The sequence below is a fragment of the Exiguobacterium sp. s48 genome, assembly GCF_018617395.1.
Lineage (GTDB): Bacteria > Bacillota > Bacilli > Exiguobacteriales > Exiguobacteriaceae > Exiguobacterium.
This window is the reverse complement of the sequence record NZ_JACSKC010000001.1, coordinates 1,679,056-1,696,139: the sequence shown is the minus strand read 5'-3', so window position 1 is coordinate 1,696,139 and position 17,084 is coordinate 1,679,056. Positions and strand designations below refer to the sequence as shown.

Here is a 17,084-nt window from a genome sequence, read left to right as displayed (position 1 = left end):
GGAATGAGTGACACTATGATTTATACCCAACATCGCACATCTATCAAATGGATTGAAATGATTGTGACTATTTTACTTATCGGCATTTTGGACTATACATTTAGTCTTTCTTTGTCGGATTGGGCGATTGACCCGCTTATTTTTTACATTCTCCTGTTTTCGTTACGATATGGATTGCTCGGTGCGTTCGTCAGTTTCGCATTGACGTGTTTCTATCATTTCTCATTCCTTTTGATGGAAGGATCTGATTTGCTTTTATTCCTTTACGACACGAATGAGTTGGCTTGGATTTTACTACACTTCTTCGTCGCGCTCAGTGCGGGTGTCTTCAGTACGTCTTATCGAGAGCGATACCAGTCTCTCCACATTCGTCAAGAAGAAGTGGTCGATGAGAACGAACAATTGAAACAGACGATGCAACAACTTCAGGAGTCCCAGGGAGAAATGCGAAAACGGGTACTCGACTCGACTTACACATTGTCCAAAATTTATGAGATTGGGCTACAACTCGATCAAGATTCGACCGATTTGGTACGTGACCATTTGATTGGAACGTTTACTCGCGTCTTCCGTGCTCGTCAGATTGCCTTATATCATTTGGATGCGTCACGACGCACGCTTCGTCTTCATGTCCGTTCAGGGGATGTGGAGCGTTTGCCACAGACACTCTTTATCGATTCGGAACAAGGGATTTTCGCACGAATGTTCCAATCCAAAAAACCAACGATTCGTTTGGCAGATGAGTTAGATGGACCGCTTCTCGTCGCTCCGATTTGTTATGAGGGAGCGGTGAAGGAAGTATTGATCGTCCATGAGATTGATATTCTGCGCTTACGCAGCCATGAGATGAACATGATGAAGCTCGTCTTAGACTGGACGGGAACTCGAATCGAAAAAGCGGATGCACTCGAGTGGATGCTCGTCAGCGACCAGCTCGTCGACGGAACGCACATGTTCCGAATGGAAGCGTTTGAACAAAAAGTGGCCCAACAAGTGCTACGTCATGAACAATATGGCCAACCGTATAGTACGGTCACGCTACCTGTAAAAAGCGTAGACTTATCATTGATTGAGATGGAATTGATTTTAAGACAGTCCATGCGTGAGATTGATGTGATCGGATATGACGAAGACGAGCGCATCCTTCACTTCCTTCTCCCAGGAACACCGATTGAGTCGGCAGAACGATTCAAAGAACGGATTGAACATGTCTTCTATGTGAAAGGTGGGAATCGTCTATGACCGGTTGGATGATTCTCCTGTTCTTTCTTCTTCATACTGTCATCTTATTTGTCATCTACCGTCTTGTCGTCCGAACGAAAGTCGATGTGTCCGAGAAGGGTGTTTGGCTTTCCATTTTTCTCGTCAGTGCCGTCATTCCGGTGATCGGTGAGCTGTTTGGCTTGATCGCTTACGCCATCGCCCATCGCTTCGCCTCGTCGAAGACGCTTCTCGACTATGACGAATACATCCATTTCGATACAGTCAACGTGGAGCGATTGCAACAGCAGGCAAAAGAAGACCTCGATCTCGTTCCGTTAGCGGAAGCCCTGCAGATGGATGGGAAGAAGCGAAAACAGTCGATCACGCAACTCATGTCGACACCGCTCATGAATACGGAGGAGTACTTAAACTTAGGTCTCGAACATGAAGACACGGAAACGGTCCACTATGCGGCGACCGTCCGGAACACGTTGTTCGAACGATATGATGTGATGTTTAAACAGCGAATCGCACAAGTGAACTCCGAACGACCAGAAACGATTTATCCGGTCATCGAGACGGGTGTTTCCTTTTTAGGGAGTGGTCTTTTGGACCAAGATATGAAAGCGCGTATTCAGCAGCGTACGTTGTTTTATCTCGACCAATTAGGCAAGTATGATGCGACGGACGAGATTTATTTACGTACGAAAGCACGCTTGTCGTTCCAGTCTGGTGATATCGAGACAGGCGAGCGATTGGCGGAAGCGCTGACGTTCAATCACCCAAAAGTACCTGATGGTTATGTCATGTTGATTGAACATCACATGACGAAGGGGGATTGGGTCAAGTTACGCCCCATCCTCGATCGACTCCATCAGCATCTTGATTTGCAAGACGTTCCAGAAGATTATCGCTTTGTCATTCAACAGTTAGAAGGTGCCCATTCATGAATAAATCGATTACGACGTATCTCGCATCCTTGTTTTCCTTGCTCATCGCGATGATTGTCGTCGTCCAATTTTTACGGCTTGACTATGGTCATCGGCTCATCCCAAAAGAAGCGCACGAACCGAAGTCCTTTACGACACTAGCGGGTGAGGTAAGAACGGTGGAAGGAAATCCGATTCAGATCTATATTCATCAGAATGAAGATGCGTTGTCGACGGCCGTTTTGAATAACTTCAAATACGCACTCGATTATGCCAAATTGTCTTATTCCTCGATTGAAGCAGAGGCAATCGCATCAATCGAGCCGTCTCCGCAACACGTTCTCGTGGTCAGCGGGGAAAACACGAAGTCGTGGCCGTACGAGGCGATTCGATCGTTTGTCGAAAAAGGCGGACGTCTCTATGTTGCCGGACGATTCATTGATCAAGACTGGGCGGACCTCGTCGGCGTAAGGGATTTCGGAGACTTTAAAGATGGAATCAACGGGCTGATTTTCGAAAAAGAAATCTTCCCCGGATATGTTGATTTGCCCCAAGATTCTGGTTTGTTCGTTCACAGTATCGCTGACGTCAAATTAAAGGAAGAAGCGGACGTGCTCATCTCCGCTAAGAACGAACCGATTTTATGGCAATCTCCTTATGGGAAAGGAGAGGTCATGTTTTGGAATACGACGTCGTTGACGGACAAGAACTCACGAGGCTTGATGGTGCAATCGCTCTCGATGTTGTTCCCGGCACTCGTTATGCCACAAGCTGGCATCAAGGTCGTCCATCTTGACGACTTCCCGGCACCGGTGCCGAATTACTCGAATCCGGTCATCACGAAAGAATATGACTTGTCCATTAAAGAATTCTTCTCAGAGGTTTGGTGGAAAGATATGAAACAAATCAGTGCCGATTATGACGTCACTTATACGGGCTTCTTGATTGGCAGTTATAAAGCGACGAATGAGGAGACGACGGAACAACTCATTGAAAAGATTCGAGCACCGATGCTCGAATACGGTCGCGGTTTACTCCAAGAAAATGGGGAAGTCGGGTTGCACGGATTTAACCACCAACCGCTCATCACGGGAAATGAAACGATGGATCCGGAACTTGGCTATACGAGATGGAAAGACGGGGACGCAATGCGTTCCGCGATTGATCGTGTCGTCGAGGCGTTTGACTATTACTTACCGAATGAACGGATTCGTAGCTACGTGCCACCGTCAAACATCATCGGACAAACCGGACTCGCCGTGTTGAACGAGAAGTTCTCAGAAGGATTGATCGTCGCCGGGCTTTACAGCGGGGATGCGACGAAAGGAAGTTACATCCAAGAGTTCGGGCCCGATCCGGTATATCCGAACTTGTATGACTTTCCTCGTGTCTCGAGCGGGTACAATGAGACACCGGATGACTTGTTCGTCGTCATTGACGCTGTCGCTAACTTCGGTCTCGTCTCCCATTTCATTCACCCGGATGATGTGTTAGATGATGATCGCTCGAAAGGGAAAGGCTGGGAGATGATGAAAGAATCGTTTGGCGGTTTGTTCCAGACGCTCTACGCCAAGTATCCGCATCTCGAGGGCTTGAGCCAATATGATGCGTATCGGAAGTACAAACTATATCAAGATGCGCAAATCGATGTCGCTTACACGAACGATGCGATTGATATCAATGCCCAACAACTGCCTGTCCCGTCGACGTTACTTGTCCGTGTACAACCTGGCAAGCGTTTAAATACCGGGACATTCGAATTTGGCGAAGTCAAGCCGTTCGATGAAAGCGGTACGTTATATCAAGTCGAATTGAGAGACACGTCCGTCCGTCTCCCAATATTGGAGGATCGCCCATGAAAATAGGAATCGTTGTCGAAGGGAGTTATCCGTATGTGAGCGGAGGGGTATCGAGCTGGGTTCACATGCTGATGCAACAAATGCCGATGCATGAGTTTGAAATTATCTCAATCATGCCAAACCCGAAAACGGAGGCAGATTATCGCTATGCGTTACCACAGAATGTCACCGGCGTGACCACGCTCGCCCTTAATCAGCGTGCAACACGGAAACGTCGACCGGAGGAATTGTCGAAAACGGAGCGAGAACGAATCAAAACGTGGATGACATTCGGTCAAGTCGATTCATCCATCTATCCGCTACTTGAGAATCAAATCGGGACACCGGAACAGTTCTTTTCGAGTCGTCTCTTCTATCAGCTCGTCACGGAGAGCTATCAGGAAGAAGGACAGGCCGGTTCGTTCATCGATTACTTTTGGATGTGGCGCGGTATGTATGCGCCTGTCCTGGATTTGCTCCAATCCGAGTTACCTCAAGTCGACCTCGTGCACGCTGCCTCCACTGGATACGCAGGTCTGATTGCGAGTGCGATGAAAGAGCGACAGAACATCCCGTTCCTCCTGACTGAACACGGCATTTATTCACGTGAACGCGAAGAAGAACTGTTACAAGCATCATGGATTCCAACTGAGTTTCGCTCCCACTGGATTCAGTTCTTCCACCATATTTCCCGGGAAGCGTACCGGACAGCGGATGACGTCATCACGCTCTTTGAACGAAACGGCGAGTTGCAACGTCAGCTCGGGGCACCGGTCGAAAAGTTGAGTATTATTCCAAACGGGATCGATGTGACGGGATTATCCGCACTCGGTCATATCCAAGGGACGGATAAACTTCGAATCGGAGCAATCGTCCGCGTCGTGCCGATTAAAGATATTAAAACGATGATTTATGCGGCGAAACTACTTCAGGATATGCTTGTCCCGTTCGAACTGACCATCATGGGGCCGCTCGATGAGGATGAAGAGTATGCGGCCGAGTGCGAGATTCTCATCCGGCAACTCGAGCTCGAACAGTCCGTCTTTATGGTCGGAAAAGTGGATATCCGACAGCACCTTCCCGAGTTCGATGTTTGTCTGTTGACGAGTATCTCCGAGGGACAACCGCTTGCAGTTCTTGAAGGGATGGCTGCGGGCGTTCCGTGGATTGTGACGGACGTCGGGGCATGTGCGGAACTTGTGAACGGACGACCGGATGAACCGTTCGGTCCGGCCGGGTTCGTCGTTCCACCGGTCAATCCGCGCCGAATCGCGGAACGGTGTGTCTGGTTCCATCAGAACCGCGAAGATGCGCGCCGACTCGGACGAAACGGTCAAGAGCGCGTCGAGACGTATTATCGAACCGACCAGTTCATCGATGCGTATCTACATTTATACGAAGAGAGGAGAGCGGCATATGGCGGGCATCGGGTTTAAGTTACAACAGTTATTCCAAGAAGATTATTTTTCATCACGCATCAAAGCATACGCCTTTGCCGGTCTCGTCACGTCAGGGCCGTGGCTCATCGTCATCGTCACGATTGCCCTCATGCAGTGGCTGACGAGTTATCTGTCCATCGCGACACTCGAGGAACGGACGACATTCAATTTGATCGTCTCGTACAGTTTTATCTTTTCGCAAGTCGTGCTCGGTGTGCAACAGCTCGTCGTCACGAGATACTTAGCCGACTGTTTTTATGAGAAACGATATGAGGACCTATTTCCTGCCTTTATCGGCATGATGAAGACGACCGTCGGGATCGCTTCTGTGCTGTTCGCCATCTTCTTGTCGTTCTCTGAACTTCCGGCTTTGTTGAACGCGTTGGCGTTTGTTCTGTTCATGACGGTCAACTTGATTTGGGTACACTTCTTGTTCCTCAGTGCGGCGAAATTTTATCAGGCGGTCGCTTATAGTTTTGTAGCCGGTGGTGTCGTCGCCGTCGCCATGGTCCTCATCACGGACCAGTTCTTGATGCAATATTTGACGGAGTCTTACATGAAGAGTTTCGCATTGACGGCGAGTATGACGCTCGGTCTTGTCGTGACGTTGTTCGGCTTGTTCATGTCGATGCTCCTCACATTCCCGAATCGGAGTACGGTCGGTCAGTTTTCGTTCTATCGCTATTTTGACCGCTATCCCGCGCTCTTTTGGACCAGTTTTCTCTATAACATCGGGATTTGGGTCGGTACGTGGATCATCTGGTTCGCAGAAGGAGGAAGCGTCCATCTCGATACGTTCCGGTATCATCCGATTTATGACACGGCCATCTTCCTGTCCTACTTGACGATTATCCCGACGATGACAATCTTCGTCGTATCGGTCGAGACACGTTTTTATGAACGATATCGCGTGTTTTACGGATATGTGAACGAAGGGGGTACGTATCAACAGATTCAACGGTCGAAGGCGGCGATGCTTCTCGTCTTACGACAGGAATTACAACGACTGTTCCGAAACCAAGGGCTCGTGTCGCTTCTCTTTATTCTGTTCGCGGCCGTGTTGTTCCCGCTCCTCGGTCTATCACCTGAGATTCGTGACGTCTTCCAAATGACGACGATTGGGGCTTTCTCAAACGCCATGGTGCTCGTCCTCACACTCGTCTTGCTCTATTTTGAAGACCATCGTGGAGCGGCATATACATCAGCACTCTTCATCACGATGAATGCCGGGTTGACGTTCTTCCTATTACCACTCGGGCCGGACAGTTACGGTCTTAGCTTTGCGATTGGCTGCACCATTGCGTTCGCCTTCTCGCTCATTCGATTGATTCGATATGTGTCCGAGATTGATTACCATACGTTTAGTCGAAGCGAATCACCTCCGCGGACGGATACGTTCCGTCGTGTCGGGGAATGGCTCAACGATCGCTCGGCTTAATAATCATTGCAGACGGACTTTTAGAAAATGGGGTGAAGAAGATGAAAACAATTTTTGTGACAGGTGGCGCGGGGTACATCGGGACACACACGACGGTTCAGTTGCTTGATGCAGGATATGAAGTCATTATTTTGGATAATCTGTCTAATAGCCGCCATGAAGCCATCCAACGAATCGAAATCCTGACGGGGAAAACCGTCACCTTGTACGTGGGTGATATTCGAGATCAAGAATTGCTTGATGAGATTTTCTCGACACACGCGATTCATGCGGTCATTCACTTCGCTGGGCTAAAAGCAGTCGGTGAATCCGTCAGTCAACCTCTTCACTACTATGATAATAACGTAGCTGGGACGCTCGTCTTGTTACGCATGATGAATCAGTATGGGATCAAACGCATCGTCTTCAGTTCATCCGCGACCGTTTATGGGATTCCGACCACGTCGCCGGTCGATGAGTCGTTCCCGCTTAGTGCGACGAATCCATATGGTCGTACGAAACTGATGATTGAAGACATATTACGTGACCTATATAGGGCGGATCCGTCTTGGTCGATTGCGATTCTTCGCTACTTCAATCCGATTGGTGCACATGATTCTGGAACGATTGGTGAAGATCCGTTCGATGTCCCGAACAACTTGATGCCATATATCACGCAAGTGGCAGCCGGACGCCTGAAAGAACTTCAAGTGTTCGGGGATGACTATCCGACACATGACGGGACAGGGGTACGCGACTATATCCATGTCGTGGACTTGGCAATCGGTCACTTGAAGGCGTTGGAGTATGTAGGGAAACACGACGGAGTGGAGGCGTTCAACCTCGGGACGGGGAAAGGGTACAGCGTTCTCGACTTACTTCACACGTTCCAACAGGAAAGCGGACAGACGATCCCGTATCAAATCACGGGGAAACGTGATGGGGACGTCGCGGCGATTTTTGCCGACCCACAAAAGTCGAAAGTGATGCTCGGTTGGGAAGTGCGACATGACATCGAAGCGATGTGTCGGGACGCCTGGCGTTGGCAATCGAACAATCCGAAAGGATATAGTGAATAAGTTCTATGAAGTAGGCGGTCATCACACGATGGCCGTCTCTTTTTGTATTAGAACGGGTGGTGAACGGGAACATCTAATGGAACATCATTTTACTTAGGAGGGATCGAATGAAAGCCTTGTTTTTGAACTGTACGTTAAAAGGTGGCGACACGACGTCGCATACGGAAGGATTGATTCGTGACATCATTCCGCACTTTGATGCGCTCGACGTTGAAACCGAGATCGTTCGGATCGTTGATTACAACGTCGCCTTCGGTGTGACGGAAGATGAGGGGGATGGGGACGAGTGGCCACAGATTTTTGAAAAAGTGAAGGCCGCGAACATCGTCGTCATCGGGACGCCACTTTGGCTCGGGGAGAAGAGCAGTATCGCTACTCAAGTGATCGAACGTCTTTATGGCGGCAGCGGACTGACGAATAAATCAGGACAGGCCATCTACTACAACAAGGTCGGCGGAGTCGTCGTCACGGGGAATGAGGACGGGGCGAAACATGCCTGCGCCTCGATTCTTTATGGATTGTCCCATATCGGTTTTACTGTGCCGCCAAACGTCGACACGTACTGGGTCGGAGAAGCAGGACCGGGTGACTCGTATCTTGACGCCGGACGCGACAACGAATTCACGAAGTCTCACGGGAAGACGATGGCATATAACCTCGTTCACTTTGCGAGAATGCTCAAAAATCATCCGATTCCGGCAGAAGGGAATACGATGGAATAAATAAGGGTCTCGACAATCAGTCGAGACCCTAATCGTTTACTCTTTCTTCTCCACCGCGTGCCCACCGAACTCGTTGCGGAGCGCGGCGACGACTTTACCTGAGAACGTATCGTCTTGAAGAGAACGTTGACGCATCATGAGGGAGAGTGCGATGACGGGTGTCGGGACGTCGTATTCGAGTGCGGTCTCGACCGTCCACTTACCTTCACCCGACGCATGCATGACGCCGCGAATGTCGTCGAGCTTCGCATCTTTGGAGAAGGCACTCTCCGTCAGTTTCATGAGCCACGAACGAATGACTGACCCGTGGTTCCACACACGTGCGACATCCTCGTAGTTATAGTCGAACGGACTCTTTTCAAGTACTTCGAACCCTTCGGCGATCGCCTGCATCATCCCGTATTCAATCCCGTTATGCACCATCTTCAAGAAGTGACCACTTCCGCTCGGTCCCGCGTACAGATAGCCGTGATCGGTCGAAACGTCTTTGAACAATTGCTCGATTTTCCCGAACGCCTCCATGTCGCCGCCAATCATCGTACACGCCCCGTTCCGAGCCCCATCCATCCCACCGCTCGTCCCGACATCGAAGAAATAAATCGATTTGTCTTTAAAGTGCTCGGCACGTCGCATCGACTCTTTATAGTTCGAGTTTCCTCCGTCGATGACGATGTCACCTGGGGAGAGAAGATGGTACAAGTCATTCAAAACGTTTTCAGTCACATCACCTGCTGGTACCATCACCCAAATGACACGTGGCGCTTTTAGTGCAGTGACGACTTCTTCCAATGACGATTTCGTCTCAAATTGACTCGTCGACACGTTTCCCGGGTCATACCCAAGCACGCGATGTCCGTTGTCCGTCAAATTTAAAGCCAAATTCAGGCCCATCTTGCCAAGTCCAATCATACCGATTTCCATTCGTTCCACCCCATTTATCAGATTTAGTCCTCTATAGGGCATACCCGAAATAACGATTGCTCAAAAGGACAGGTGGACGAGGGTGTAGAATGATATAAGTGCAGAAGTGATGAGAGGAGGGTGGCGATGTTTGAAAGTATGTTTCGACTGGCCGTGGACGTCAGACATCGATTCAAAGATCATCATATAAACGATTATAGTGCGACATTGGCCTTTTTCTGGTTTCTAGCAATCTTTCCGACGTTTTTTGTCCTCTTCGCCGTGATGGCGTGGTTTCAAATCGATGATGCGCTCCTTATCGAACAGATTGAAACGCTCATTCCGGGTTCGAGTGTTCGCGAACTGTTGTCCATCGTTTATGATGTGAGCGGAAACTTGAATGGCGGATTATTATCGGTCAGTGCCATCATCGCCTTCTGGTCCGCCTCAAACGGAACGGCGCGCCTCGTCAAACTGACGGTGTTCGCATATGGGGAAACGGAAGCGCGTGGCTACATATTCCGCCGATTCATTGGTCTACTCGCAATTTTAGCTGGAAGTATCGGTGCGGTCATCTTGATCGTCTTTCATCTATTTGGGCAGGAATTTGTGGACCTGATTTACGCCTTGTACCCTAGAGTGGAAGAGTTTGACCGATTGTCGACCCTGACACGTTACACGGTCTCGACCATCATCTTGATTATCGCGTTCTCACTCTTTTATAAAATCGCGCCCCAGCAGCGAGTGCGATTCGTCGAAACACTTCCCGGGGCCGTGTTCGCGGTCATCGCGTGGCAATTGCTGTCGACCGGTTACAGTGTGTATGTCGAACGGTTCTCGATTCTCGGGGATACATACGGCACGATCGGTGCGGTCATCCTGCTACAAATTTGGCTCTATCTGACGGCTGCGACGATGCTCATTGGGGCAGAAATCAATGCAGCCTGGCCCTACCATATGACTCGCCAACCAATCAGGACCCATTTCCCGTAACAAAAAAAGGGATATCGTGATTATTCTTTGTGAACATGCTTTAAAACAACCCGTGGCATGGGAATAAATTAGTACTATTTCACGGAAGAAGGTGTGGCCACATGGCGAAACATCGTAAACCATCAAAGTGGAAAATCGTACTAGGGGTTGTAGCAGGCGTCATGGCCTTAGTGCTCATCACGGGTGGCGCGTTCGTCTGGTCGATGGTAAAAGAAGTCGATGACACCGTAACACAAGTGAATGACAACTTGAAGATCAGTAAGGAACGGAAACAGGTCGAGACCATTGAGCGAAAAGAATCGGTCTCAATCCTATTGCTCGGGATTGACCGTCGAGGCACCGAGCAAGGACGAAGTGACTCGATCATCGTATTGACCCTCAATCCGGAACTCGATGAAGGCGCGATGCTCTCGATTCCGAGGGACACGAAGACGGAGATTGTCGGGAAAGGGACACAGGATAAAATCAATCATGCGTATGCGTTCGGTGGAGCCGAAATGGCCATGAACACGGTCGAGAACCTTCTCGATATCCCGATTGATTATGTCATTGAGACAGATATGGAGGCGTTCAGCGATGTCGTTGATGCGCTCGGAGGCATTACGGTGATGAATAATTTTGCGTTCTCGACAGGAGATTACACGTTCCCCGTCGGTGAAGTGACGTTAGACGGTGACGCGGCGCTCGATTATACACGGATGCGTTATAACGACCCGAATGGTGACTTCGGACGTCAAGAACGTCAACGTGATGTCGTCGCAGCCATCATTGAAAAAGGACGAACCGACTTCTCACTCGACAAAGTGACGGCGATTCTTGATGTCGTCGGTGATCAGGCGAAGACGAATATCGAACTGAATGAATTCGTTTCCTTATCAACGGATTACATGAATGCGTTCCGCAATGCGAGCGTCTTGCGCCTAGAGGGATCGGGTGGGTTAGAAGAAGACGGAATCTATTATTGGCATCCGAATGCCTCCTCGTTAAATGGCGTACGAGGCGAATTGAAGCGATTGATGGAGTGAACTGTCTGACGGAAGTCAGGCGGTTTTTTTTGTGTTTCAAACAGAAGAGAAAGTGGGAGAAATAAAGAGATGCCAAGGAGGGATGAGCCATGAAATGGGAAGCGATTGAAGAAGTGATCCACGAATTCGGGGACACGTCGCAACAAAAATGGGAGCGGTTGATTGAGAAGTGGTCGAATCACAACTGGCACGACCATGAGCGCCCTTCTGAAAAAACGAACGTATTGTTAATGGATGCAGGCTTTATCCTGACGGACGGACGAGCCAATTTAGAAGCACTCCATCAACTATTGTCCGACCATGTCCAAACGACAGTGAGTGATCTCTATTTGGTCTCTTTGTTTCCATACAAAACAAGACAAAATGACACAGCGCTTGATGCGCGCGTACAACTATTTGAAGATTTGGGACGTTTCACGGACGAGTTTGATTTGATGTACGAAATGATGCCTGAAGCGTACAACGACAGTCAATTTGATGTGATTGTCGAAACGGATGCACTGATTGAACGATTGGCGTATGGAGCGACAAAAATCCGCGTTCATGTCGAGTCGTTTCGAGGAATGGAACCGGCACGAATCAAGCAGATGTTGAAGCTATGGAGAACGGTCATACATGCGTATAAACCGAATGCGCAACTCATCGTCGCCCATGAACGTGTCGAGGATTCTTTCCCTTATGAGGAAGAGGCGGACGTCGTCTGTCACTTTGATTTATCGAGTCATGTGATTTTAGCGTTTGCGCAGTCGGATGTGACACGTCTAGGTGATTGGGCGAGACAGGTCCATCCACTGAGAGCGGATCAAACGTATTTCAACTTCCTCTCTTCTGCGGAACGTGATCCGTTCGAAAAAAATCTGATGAATGCGGATCCGGATGTCATCCTTGCCGCCCATAGCGTGCTCTTGTCGCTGCAGGGAATCCCGTTGATTGATTACCGCACGCTCTTTGGAGTGGCACAACCGATCGAACAAGAAGAGTTGATTCAAGCGTTGAAACGTGATCCGGACCGTCTCCGTGTTTATGAAGGTGTGTTGAGTCAACTCAATGTCAAACGGCTACATCCTGCCTTTTCACCATATGTGAGTCAAGAAGTCGTGAATCTCGACCGGCGTGTCTTTGCTCTCAAGCGGAAACATCAAGAGGAGACTCTTCTCCTATTGACAAATATGAGTGAAGACACGATACAAACCGATTGTGAAGGGACAAGTCTTTTTACAGAAGAATGGATGACGAACGTGACACTGAATCCTTTTGAATACGTTTGGTTAAAACAATCACACATTGGAGAGTGAATCCTCATGATTGATGTACATTGTCATTTGTTGCCTGAGGTGGATGACGGACCGCGCACAATCGAAGCGTCGCTTCAACTCGCAAAACGCGCAGTGGAAGAAGGGATGACATCGATTGTCGTGACACCCCATGCGTATCATCCGTACTTTGAGACACAACATCACGACGTGACCCAAGAAGTCGCGCACCTGCAACAACGACTCGATGAAGAAGGAATTTCATTGACCTTGTATGTCGGCCAAGAGATTCGAATCTTTGGGGAGTTGGTCAAGGCACTTGAGTCCGGGGAGGCGCACTCGCTCGCTGGATCTCGCTATGTGCTCGTAGAATTGCCGAGTCAGAGTGTGCCGGCCTATACCGAATCTTTATTTTTTCAATTGCAAACGGCTGGATACGTTCCGGTCATCGCGCATCCGGAGCGGAATCGTGAGTTTGCCCTTCATCCTGAAAAATTGCATCATCTCGTATCATCGGGTGCCCTGTCACAGGTGACGACAAGCAGTTTGACGGGACAGTTCGGGAGACAAGTACGTGAACTCGCGCTCTCGTTTATTAGCAACGGGTTAAGTCAAATCATTGCCTCGGATGCACATAACGTGGAACATCGTGATTTCAATTGGCTAGCGGCTAGGCAAGAGATCATCAACGAATTAGGAGAAGACATGTGGCAACAGCAGCTCCGCTTCACAGAACATATCTTAGCGGATGAACCGATTGCCGCGAACCAACCCCATTTGCCAGAGAAAAATTGGCGTGGGCGCTGGAAGTGGTAATCGAGTAAATAACGAAGAAAGAGCATAGTTTATAGGTTGGCGATTTGTGCATCGAGAGAACGGATGTATGAATCGTCAATTTTTCTTATCTAGCATAGAGTTGTTGATTGAGAAGCCAAAAAATTGTTTGACAAAAATAGGAGAGAAGTTCTGACCTCTGAGCTTTTCAGAGCAAAGTGATTAAAGAAGTGGTGCGAACTTCACAATCATCTTCCCTTGATTATATATTTTGATGAAAAATGAAAGCGTGACAAATTCTGTATTGAACAAATGATATACTGAAGAAAAAATGACAGGAATAGGTGGAATGGTCATGGGGAACACAACACCACGCAACTCCAAATGGATGAGGTCCTATAATCGGGCGCTCATCCTTCGGCTCATCCGGCTCCATCAGCCGGTGTCCCGCGTTGAGCTCGCCAAGAAGACGAGTTTGACGAAGCCGACAATTTCAAACATCGTCAATGAGCTGAAAGAAGAAGGACTGATCAATGAACGGGAGCTCGGCGTCTCGAGTGGGGGACGACGACCGATCATGCTCGAACTCGCAGCGAGTGACCGTTTCGTCATCGGCATCGATGCGACGCAGCGAAAGTTACATGGGGTCGTCACGAACATCCATGGGGAACTGCTCGACGAGGCATGGCATGACGAACGATTCGATACGAACGAGGAGTTCATCGACGCTATCGTCGCGCTGTACATAACGTTGAACGACCGTACGAAAGGCGACGTCATTGGACTCGGTGTCTCTGTCCACGGGATGGTCGAGGCAGGTGACGGGGTCGTCTTGTTCGCACCGCGCTTTCACTTGCACGACATCCCATTGAAACGCGAACTTGAGAAGCGTCTCGGCCAGCACGTCTTCGTCGAGAATGACGTGCGGACGCTCGCCCTCGGCGAACTGTATTTTGGGGAAGCCATCGGCATCGAGGAGTTCTTTTATGTGTATGCCGGATACGGGATTGGGGGAGCGTATGTCCACGCAGGCGAGTTGATTGACGGAGAACACCATATCGCCGGTGAGATTGGCCATATGCGTATCATGCTCGATGGACCGATTTGTTCGTGCGGGAACCGTGGCTGTTTAGAGGCGGTCGCAGGTGAGCGAGCCATCTTGAATGAAGCTCGTCAACTCGCACATGACCTGACGCTCGACGACCTCCGTGATTCCGTAAGCTCGAATCAAGACGTCCAAAAGCTGTATGAACGGGCAGGCGAATATATCGGCATCGCCACGCTCAATATGATCCATCTGTTAAATCCGGGCCGTATTCTTCTCGGGGGACCACTCTTCAACTATGCGCCGGACGTCGTGACGAACATCCAGGAGCGTGTCGCTCAAACGGCACTTACTCTCGATGCCCGTCAGACCGATATCCGTGTCGTCCCATGGAACGTTGCCCAAGGCGCGCTCGGAGCAGCAGCACTCATCACGAACGAGATGTTCGGTGAAATTCAATGAAATCATAAGTCGTCTTTCTCTTATAGAAAGGCGATTTTCAATTTCTTGATAAGAAAGCGTTTACAACATAAAACAGAGCGTGCTATAGTCTATGTGTAGTTAGATAATAAATTTAATTTACTAAGTAAGGGGTGACACTCTCGACGACACGTTTGGAGGGGTAGCGATGCAAAAAGAGACACCATTGAAAGACCAGTTCCACGCGATCTTCGGTCGCTACGGGGCGACCCGATTGTTCGCACGACACGACTTCGCCTTCGACGAAATGGAAGCGTTCACAGGCGAGGAAACGAGCATGATTATCACGCGCTCTAGACGCGACGGCATCTTTCGTCTCTATGACGAGGAGACGCGTGACATCCGATTGTTCCGGGCATCAACGCTCTCTCGCGACGTGTCGTTCGACGACATGGACGGCTTGTTCGAACTGCTGCTCTGGCGATTGAAAGAACAAGACGCATTGCCGTTCGGGGCGGACCTTTACGTCGTCGGCCCATACATAGACGGACCGAAGCTCGATTTGGAACTGATCACGTACACGTTGACACGGCTCGGGGATCGCCCGATGCCAGACCATCTTATTCGGGAGTTATGCCATCATATCGTGGCGTGACAACACATTCAAAGGAGAATGAACATGAAAAAAACGACGATTGCACTCGCATCATCTGTCTTGATGCTCTCATCTTTACTCGCTGCCTGCGGTGACGACGAACAAGCGGCGGCGACAACAGAAGACGGTAAGCCGGTCATCACATGGTGGGGCTGGGCGCCGCAACCTGAAGTCGGGGAAGAAATGGCGAAGGCGTTCAACGAATCGCAAGACGACTATGTCGTCAAATTCAAGCGTCTCGAAGACTACGAGCAACAGCTTCAAGTCGCGATGCTCGGGGGAGACGGTCCGGACGTCATCGGCCTCAAAGAACCGATGATTCCGCAATACAAGGATCGCCTCGTACCAGCGAAAGATTATATGGACAAAGCGGCCGGCGAAGGCTGGAAAGACAAATTGATCGAGCTCGGTATCGAACAGACGACGGTCGACGGCGAACAGTACGCGGTACCGGTCGGCTTCACAGGACAGGCATACCTCATGTACAACAAGACGCTCCTCGACAAATACGGCGTGACACCGCCGAAGACTTATGACGAAACGGTCGCCGCAATCGACAAGATCAATGCGTCAGGCGACAAGGTCATCCCGATGCAACTCGGTGCGAAAGATGCATGGGTCGGCGTCGACGTCTTCAACGTCTTGAGCCACCAGGTCGCACCAGGCTACATTCAGGACGTACTCGCAGGTGACGCGAAGTGGACGGACAAAGAGATGGTCGAGACTGCTGAACTTTGGCAACAACTGTACGAAGACAAAGTGTTCCAAGAAGGGGCATTGGGTCTCGCGACATACATGGACGGCATGAACAACTTCTTCGACAAGAAAGCTGCGATGTGGATTATCGGTTCATGGGAAGCTCACTCGATGACGACGGTCGAGAAGCGTGACAAGTGGAACAACTTCGAAGACGAGATTGGCTTCGTCCCGATGCCGAACCTTGCAGGTGGTACAGAACAACCGGTCATCGCTTCAATCGACATGGCACTCGGAGTCAACAAAGAGTCGAAACAACAAGACGGTGCAGCTGCCTTCATCGCCTACATGACGCAAGGCGAAGGTCAAGCGCTCTACATGGAGAAGTTTGAGATGGCACCAGCCGTTAAAGACATCGAAGTGGCTTACGAAGACAAGTTCACGAATGACGTCGAGCGTCAGTCTTACGAAATCTTGAATGAGACAGTGAAGAACGCTGTCGCAGGACGCGGAATCCGCGACCCGAAAGTGTACGACGCACTCGGTAAAGAACTTCAAAACATCGCTGCCGGACAAGATGCGAAAGAAGCACTCGCACGCATTCAGGCGATTGCGGATCAAGGTAAATAATCGAACGAGCGCCAGTAGCCAGACTGACTGGCGCTCGATTTTTTCATTCAGAAAGTGAGGGAACCT

15 protein-coding genes are annotated in these 17,084 nt (G+C 49.7%); 14 read left to right on the top strand and 1 reads right to left on the bottom strand.

Features of this window, described 5'->3' with window-relative positions; all coding sequences use genetic code 11:
* Positions 1 to 15 precede the first annotated feature (15 nt).
* The 7 genes from KNO66_RS08515 (at position 16) to KNO66_RS08485 (ending at position 8,627) form a co-directional block, all read left to right on the top strand.
* On the top strand, positions 16 to 1,242 hold the full coding sequence (locus KNO66_RS08515) for a nucleotidyl cyclase domain-containing protein (RefSeq protein WP_214742013.1): 1,227 nt from the start codon (positions 16 to 18) through the stop codon (positions 1,240 to 1,242).
* Positions 1,239 to 2,153: a hypothetical protein gene (locus tag KNO66_RS08510; protein WP_214742012.1), complete on the top strand. Its 915-nt coding sequence runs from the start codon at positions 1,239 to 1,241 to the stop codon at positions 2,151 to 2,153. Before KNO66_RS08515 ends, KNO66_RS08510 begins: the two co-directional genes overlap by 4 nt.
* The gene (locus tag KNO66_RS08505) at positions 2,150 to 3,991 is read left to right on the top strand and encodes a DUF2194 domain-containing protein (RefSeq protein WP_214742011.1); all 1,842 of its coding nucleotides are present in this window, start codon (positions 2,150 to 2,152) and stop codon (positions 3,989 to 3,991) included. The genes KNO66_RS08510 and KNO66_RS08505 overlap by 4 nt, the downstream gene beginning before the upstream one ends.
* Complete coding sequence (pelF, locus tag KNO66_RS08500; RefSeq protein WP_214742010.1) at positions 3,988 to 5,406, top strand: GT4 family glycosyltransferase PelF; 1,419 nt, start codon at positions 3,988 to 3,990, stop codon at positions 5,404 to 5,406. The genes KNO66_RS08505 and pelF overlap by 4 nt, the downstream gene beginning before the upstream one ends.
* The gene (gene pelG / locus KNO66_RS08495) at positions 5,348 to 6,847 is read left to right on the top strand and encodes an exopolysaccharide Pel transporter PelG (protein ID WP_251128119.1); all 1,500 of its coding nucleotides are present in this window, start codon (positions 5,348 to 5,350) and stop codon (positions 6,845 to 6,847) included. The genes pelF and pelG overlap by 59 nt, the downstream gene beginning before the upstream one ends.
* A gap of 41 nt (positions 6,848 to 6,888) precedes the next feature.
* Positions 6,889 to 7,905 carry a UDP-glucose 4-epimerase GalE gene (gene galE / locus KNO66_RS08490; protein ID WP_214742410.1) on the top strand — a complete coding sequence of 339 codons (1,017 nt, stop codon included), beginning with the start codon at positions 6,889 to 6,891 and terminating at the stop codon, positions 7,903 to 7,905.
* Positions 7,906 to 8,012: 107 nt separating this feature from the next.
* Positions 8,013 to 8,627, top strand: coding sequence for a flavodoxin family protein (locus KNO66_RS08485; RefSeq protein WP_214742009.1), 615 nt, complete (start codon positions 8,013 to 8,015; stop codon positions 8,625 to 8,627).
* A gap of 36 nt (positions 8,628 to 8,663) precedes the next feature.
* Here the strand turns inward: KNO66_RS08485 and gnd are convergent, their stop codons facing one another.
* Positions 8,664 to 9,590 (bottom strand): phosphogluconate dehydrogenase (NAD(+)-dependent, decarboxylating), encoded by a 927-nt coding sequence (gene gnd / locus KNO66_RS08480; RefSeq protein WP_214742008.1) that lies wholly within the window; start codon positions 9,588 to 9,590, stop codon positions 8,664 to 8,666.
* A gap of 84 nt (positions 9,591 to 9,674) precedes the next feature.
* On the opposite strand from gnd, the gene KNO66_RS08475 reads away from it, so the two are divergent.
* From KNO66_RS08475 to KNO66_RS08445, 7 genes are all read left to right on the top strand, one after another.
* Positions 9,675 to 10,520: a YihY/virulence factor BrkB family protein gene (locus KNO66_RS08475; protein ID WP_214742007.1), complete on the top strand. Its 846-nt coding sequence runs from the start codon at positions 9,675 to 9,677 to the stop codon at positions 10,518 to 10,520.
* A 101-nt stretch (positions 10,521 to 10,621) separates the two neighbouring features.
* Positions 10,622 to 11,545 carry an LCP family glycopolymer transferase gene (locus tag KNO66_RS08470; protein ID WP_214742006.1) on the top strand — a complete coding sequence of 308 codons (924 nt, stop codon included), beginning with the start codon at positions 10,622 to 10,624 and terminating at the stop codon, positions 11,543 to 11,545.
* Positions 11,546 to 11,634: 89 nt separating this feature from the next.
* Positions 11,635 to 12,840 carry an alpha-amylase family protein gene (locus KNO66_RS08465; RefSeq protein WP_214742005.1) on the top strand — a complete coding sequence of 402 codons (1,206 nt, stop codon included), beginning with the start codon at positions 11,635 to 11,637 and terminating at the stop codon, positions 12,838 to 12,840.
* 6 nt (positions 12,841 to 12,846) lie between these two features.
* On the top strand, positions 12,847 to 13,614 hold the full coding sequence (locus KNO66_RS08460) for a tyrosine-protein phosphatase (protein ID WP_214742004.1): 768 nt from the start codon (positions 12,847 to 12,849) through the stop codon (positions 13,612 to 13,614).
* 313 nt (positions 13,615 to 13,927) lie between these two features.
* Positions 13,928 to 15,079 (top strand): ROK family transcriptional regulator, encoded by a 1,152-nt coding sequence (locus KNO66_RS08455; protein WP_214742003.1) that lies wholly within the window; start codon positions 13,928 to 13,930, stop codon positions 15,077 to 15,079.
* A 166-nt stretch (positions 15,080 to 15,245) separates the two neighbouring features.
* Positions 15,246 to 15,692, top strand: coding sequence for a hypothetical protein (locus KNO66_RS08450; RefSeq protein ID WP_214742002.1), 447 nt, complete (start codon positions 15,246 to 15,248; stop codon positions 15,690 to 15,692).
* A gap of 24 nt (positions 15,693 to 15,716) precedes the next feature.
* On the top strand, positions 15,717 to 17,018 hold the full coding sequence (locus KNO66_RS08445) for an ABC transporter substrate-binding protein (protein WP_251127323.1): 1,302 nt from the start codon (positions 15,717 to 15,719) through the stop codon (positions 17,016 to 17,018).
* Positions 17,019 to 17,084: the final 66 nt, after the last annotated feature.

Coding starts and splice junctions, on each gene's coding strand:
- KNO66_RS08515 (WP_214742013.1), top strand. CDS start 16: ATGATTTATACCCAACATCGCACATCTATCAAATGGATTGAAATGATT.
- KNO66_RS08510 (WP_214742012.1), top strand. CDS start 1,239: ATGACCGGTTGGATGATTCTCCTGTTCTTTCTTCTTCATACTGTCATC.
- KNO66_RS08505 (WP_214742011.1), top strand. CDS start 2,150: ATGAATAAATCGATTACGACGTATCTCGCATCCTTGTTTTCCTTGCTC.
- pelF (WP_214742010.1), top strand. CDS start 3,988: ATGAAAATAGGAATCGTTGTCGAAGGGAGTTATCCGTATGTGAGCGGA.
- pelG (WP_251128119.1), top strand. CDS start 5,348: ATGCGTATCTACATTTATACGAAGAGAGGAGAGCGGCATATGGCGGGC.
- galE (WP_214742410.1), top strand. CDS start 6,889: ATGAAAACAATTTTTGTGACAGGTGGCGCGGGGTACATCGGGACACAC.
- KNO66_RS08485 (WP_214742009.1), top strand. CDS start 8,013: ATGAAAGCCTTGTTTTTGAACTGTACGTTAAAAGGTGGCGACACGACG.
- gnd (WP_214742008.1), bottom strand. CDS start 9,590: ATGCCCTATAGAGGACTAAATCTGATAAATGGGGTGGAACGAATGGAA.
- KNO66_RS08475 (WP_214742007.1), top strand. CDS start 9,675: ATGTTTGAAAGTATGTTTCGACTGGCCGTGGACGTCAGACATCGATTC.
- KNO66_RS08470 (WP_214742006.1), top strand. CDS start 10,622: ATGGCGAAACATCGTAAACCATCAAAGTGGAAAATCGTACTAGGGGTT.
- KNO66_RS08465 (WP_214742005.1), top strand. CDS start 11,635: ATGAAATGGGAAGCGATTGAAGAAGTGATCCACGAATTCGGGGACACG.
- KNO66_RS08460 (WP_214742004.1), top strand. CDS start 12,847: ATGATTGATGTACATTGTCATTTGTTGCCTGAGGTGGATGACGGACCG.
- KNO66_RS08455 (WP_214742003.1), top strand. CDS start 13,928: ATGGGGAACACAACACCACGCAACTCCAAATGGATGAGGTCCTATAAT.
- KNO66_RS08450 (WP_214742002.1), top strand. CDS start 15,246: ATGCAAAAAGAGACACCATTGAAAGACCAGTTCCACGCGATCTTCGGT.
- KNO66_RS08445 (WP_251127323.1), top strand. CDS start 15,717: ATGAAAAAAACGACGATTGCACTCGCATCATCTGTCTTGATGCTCTCA.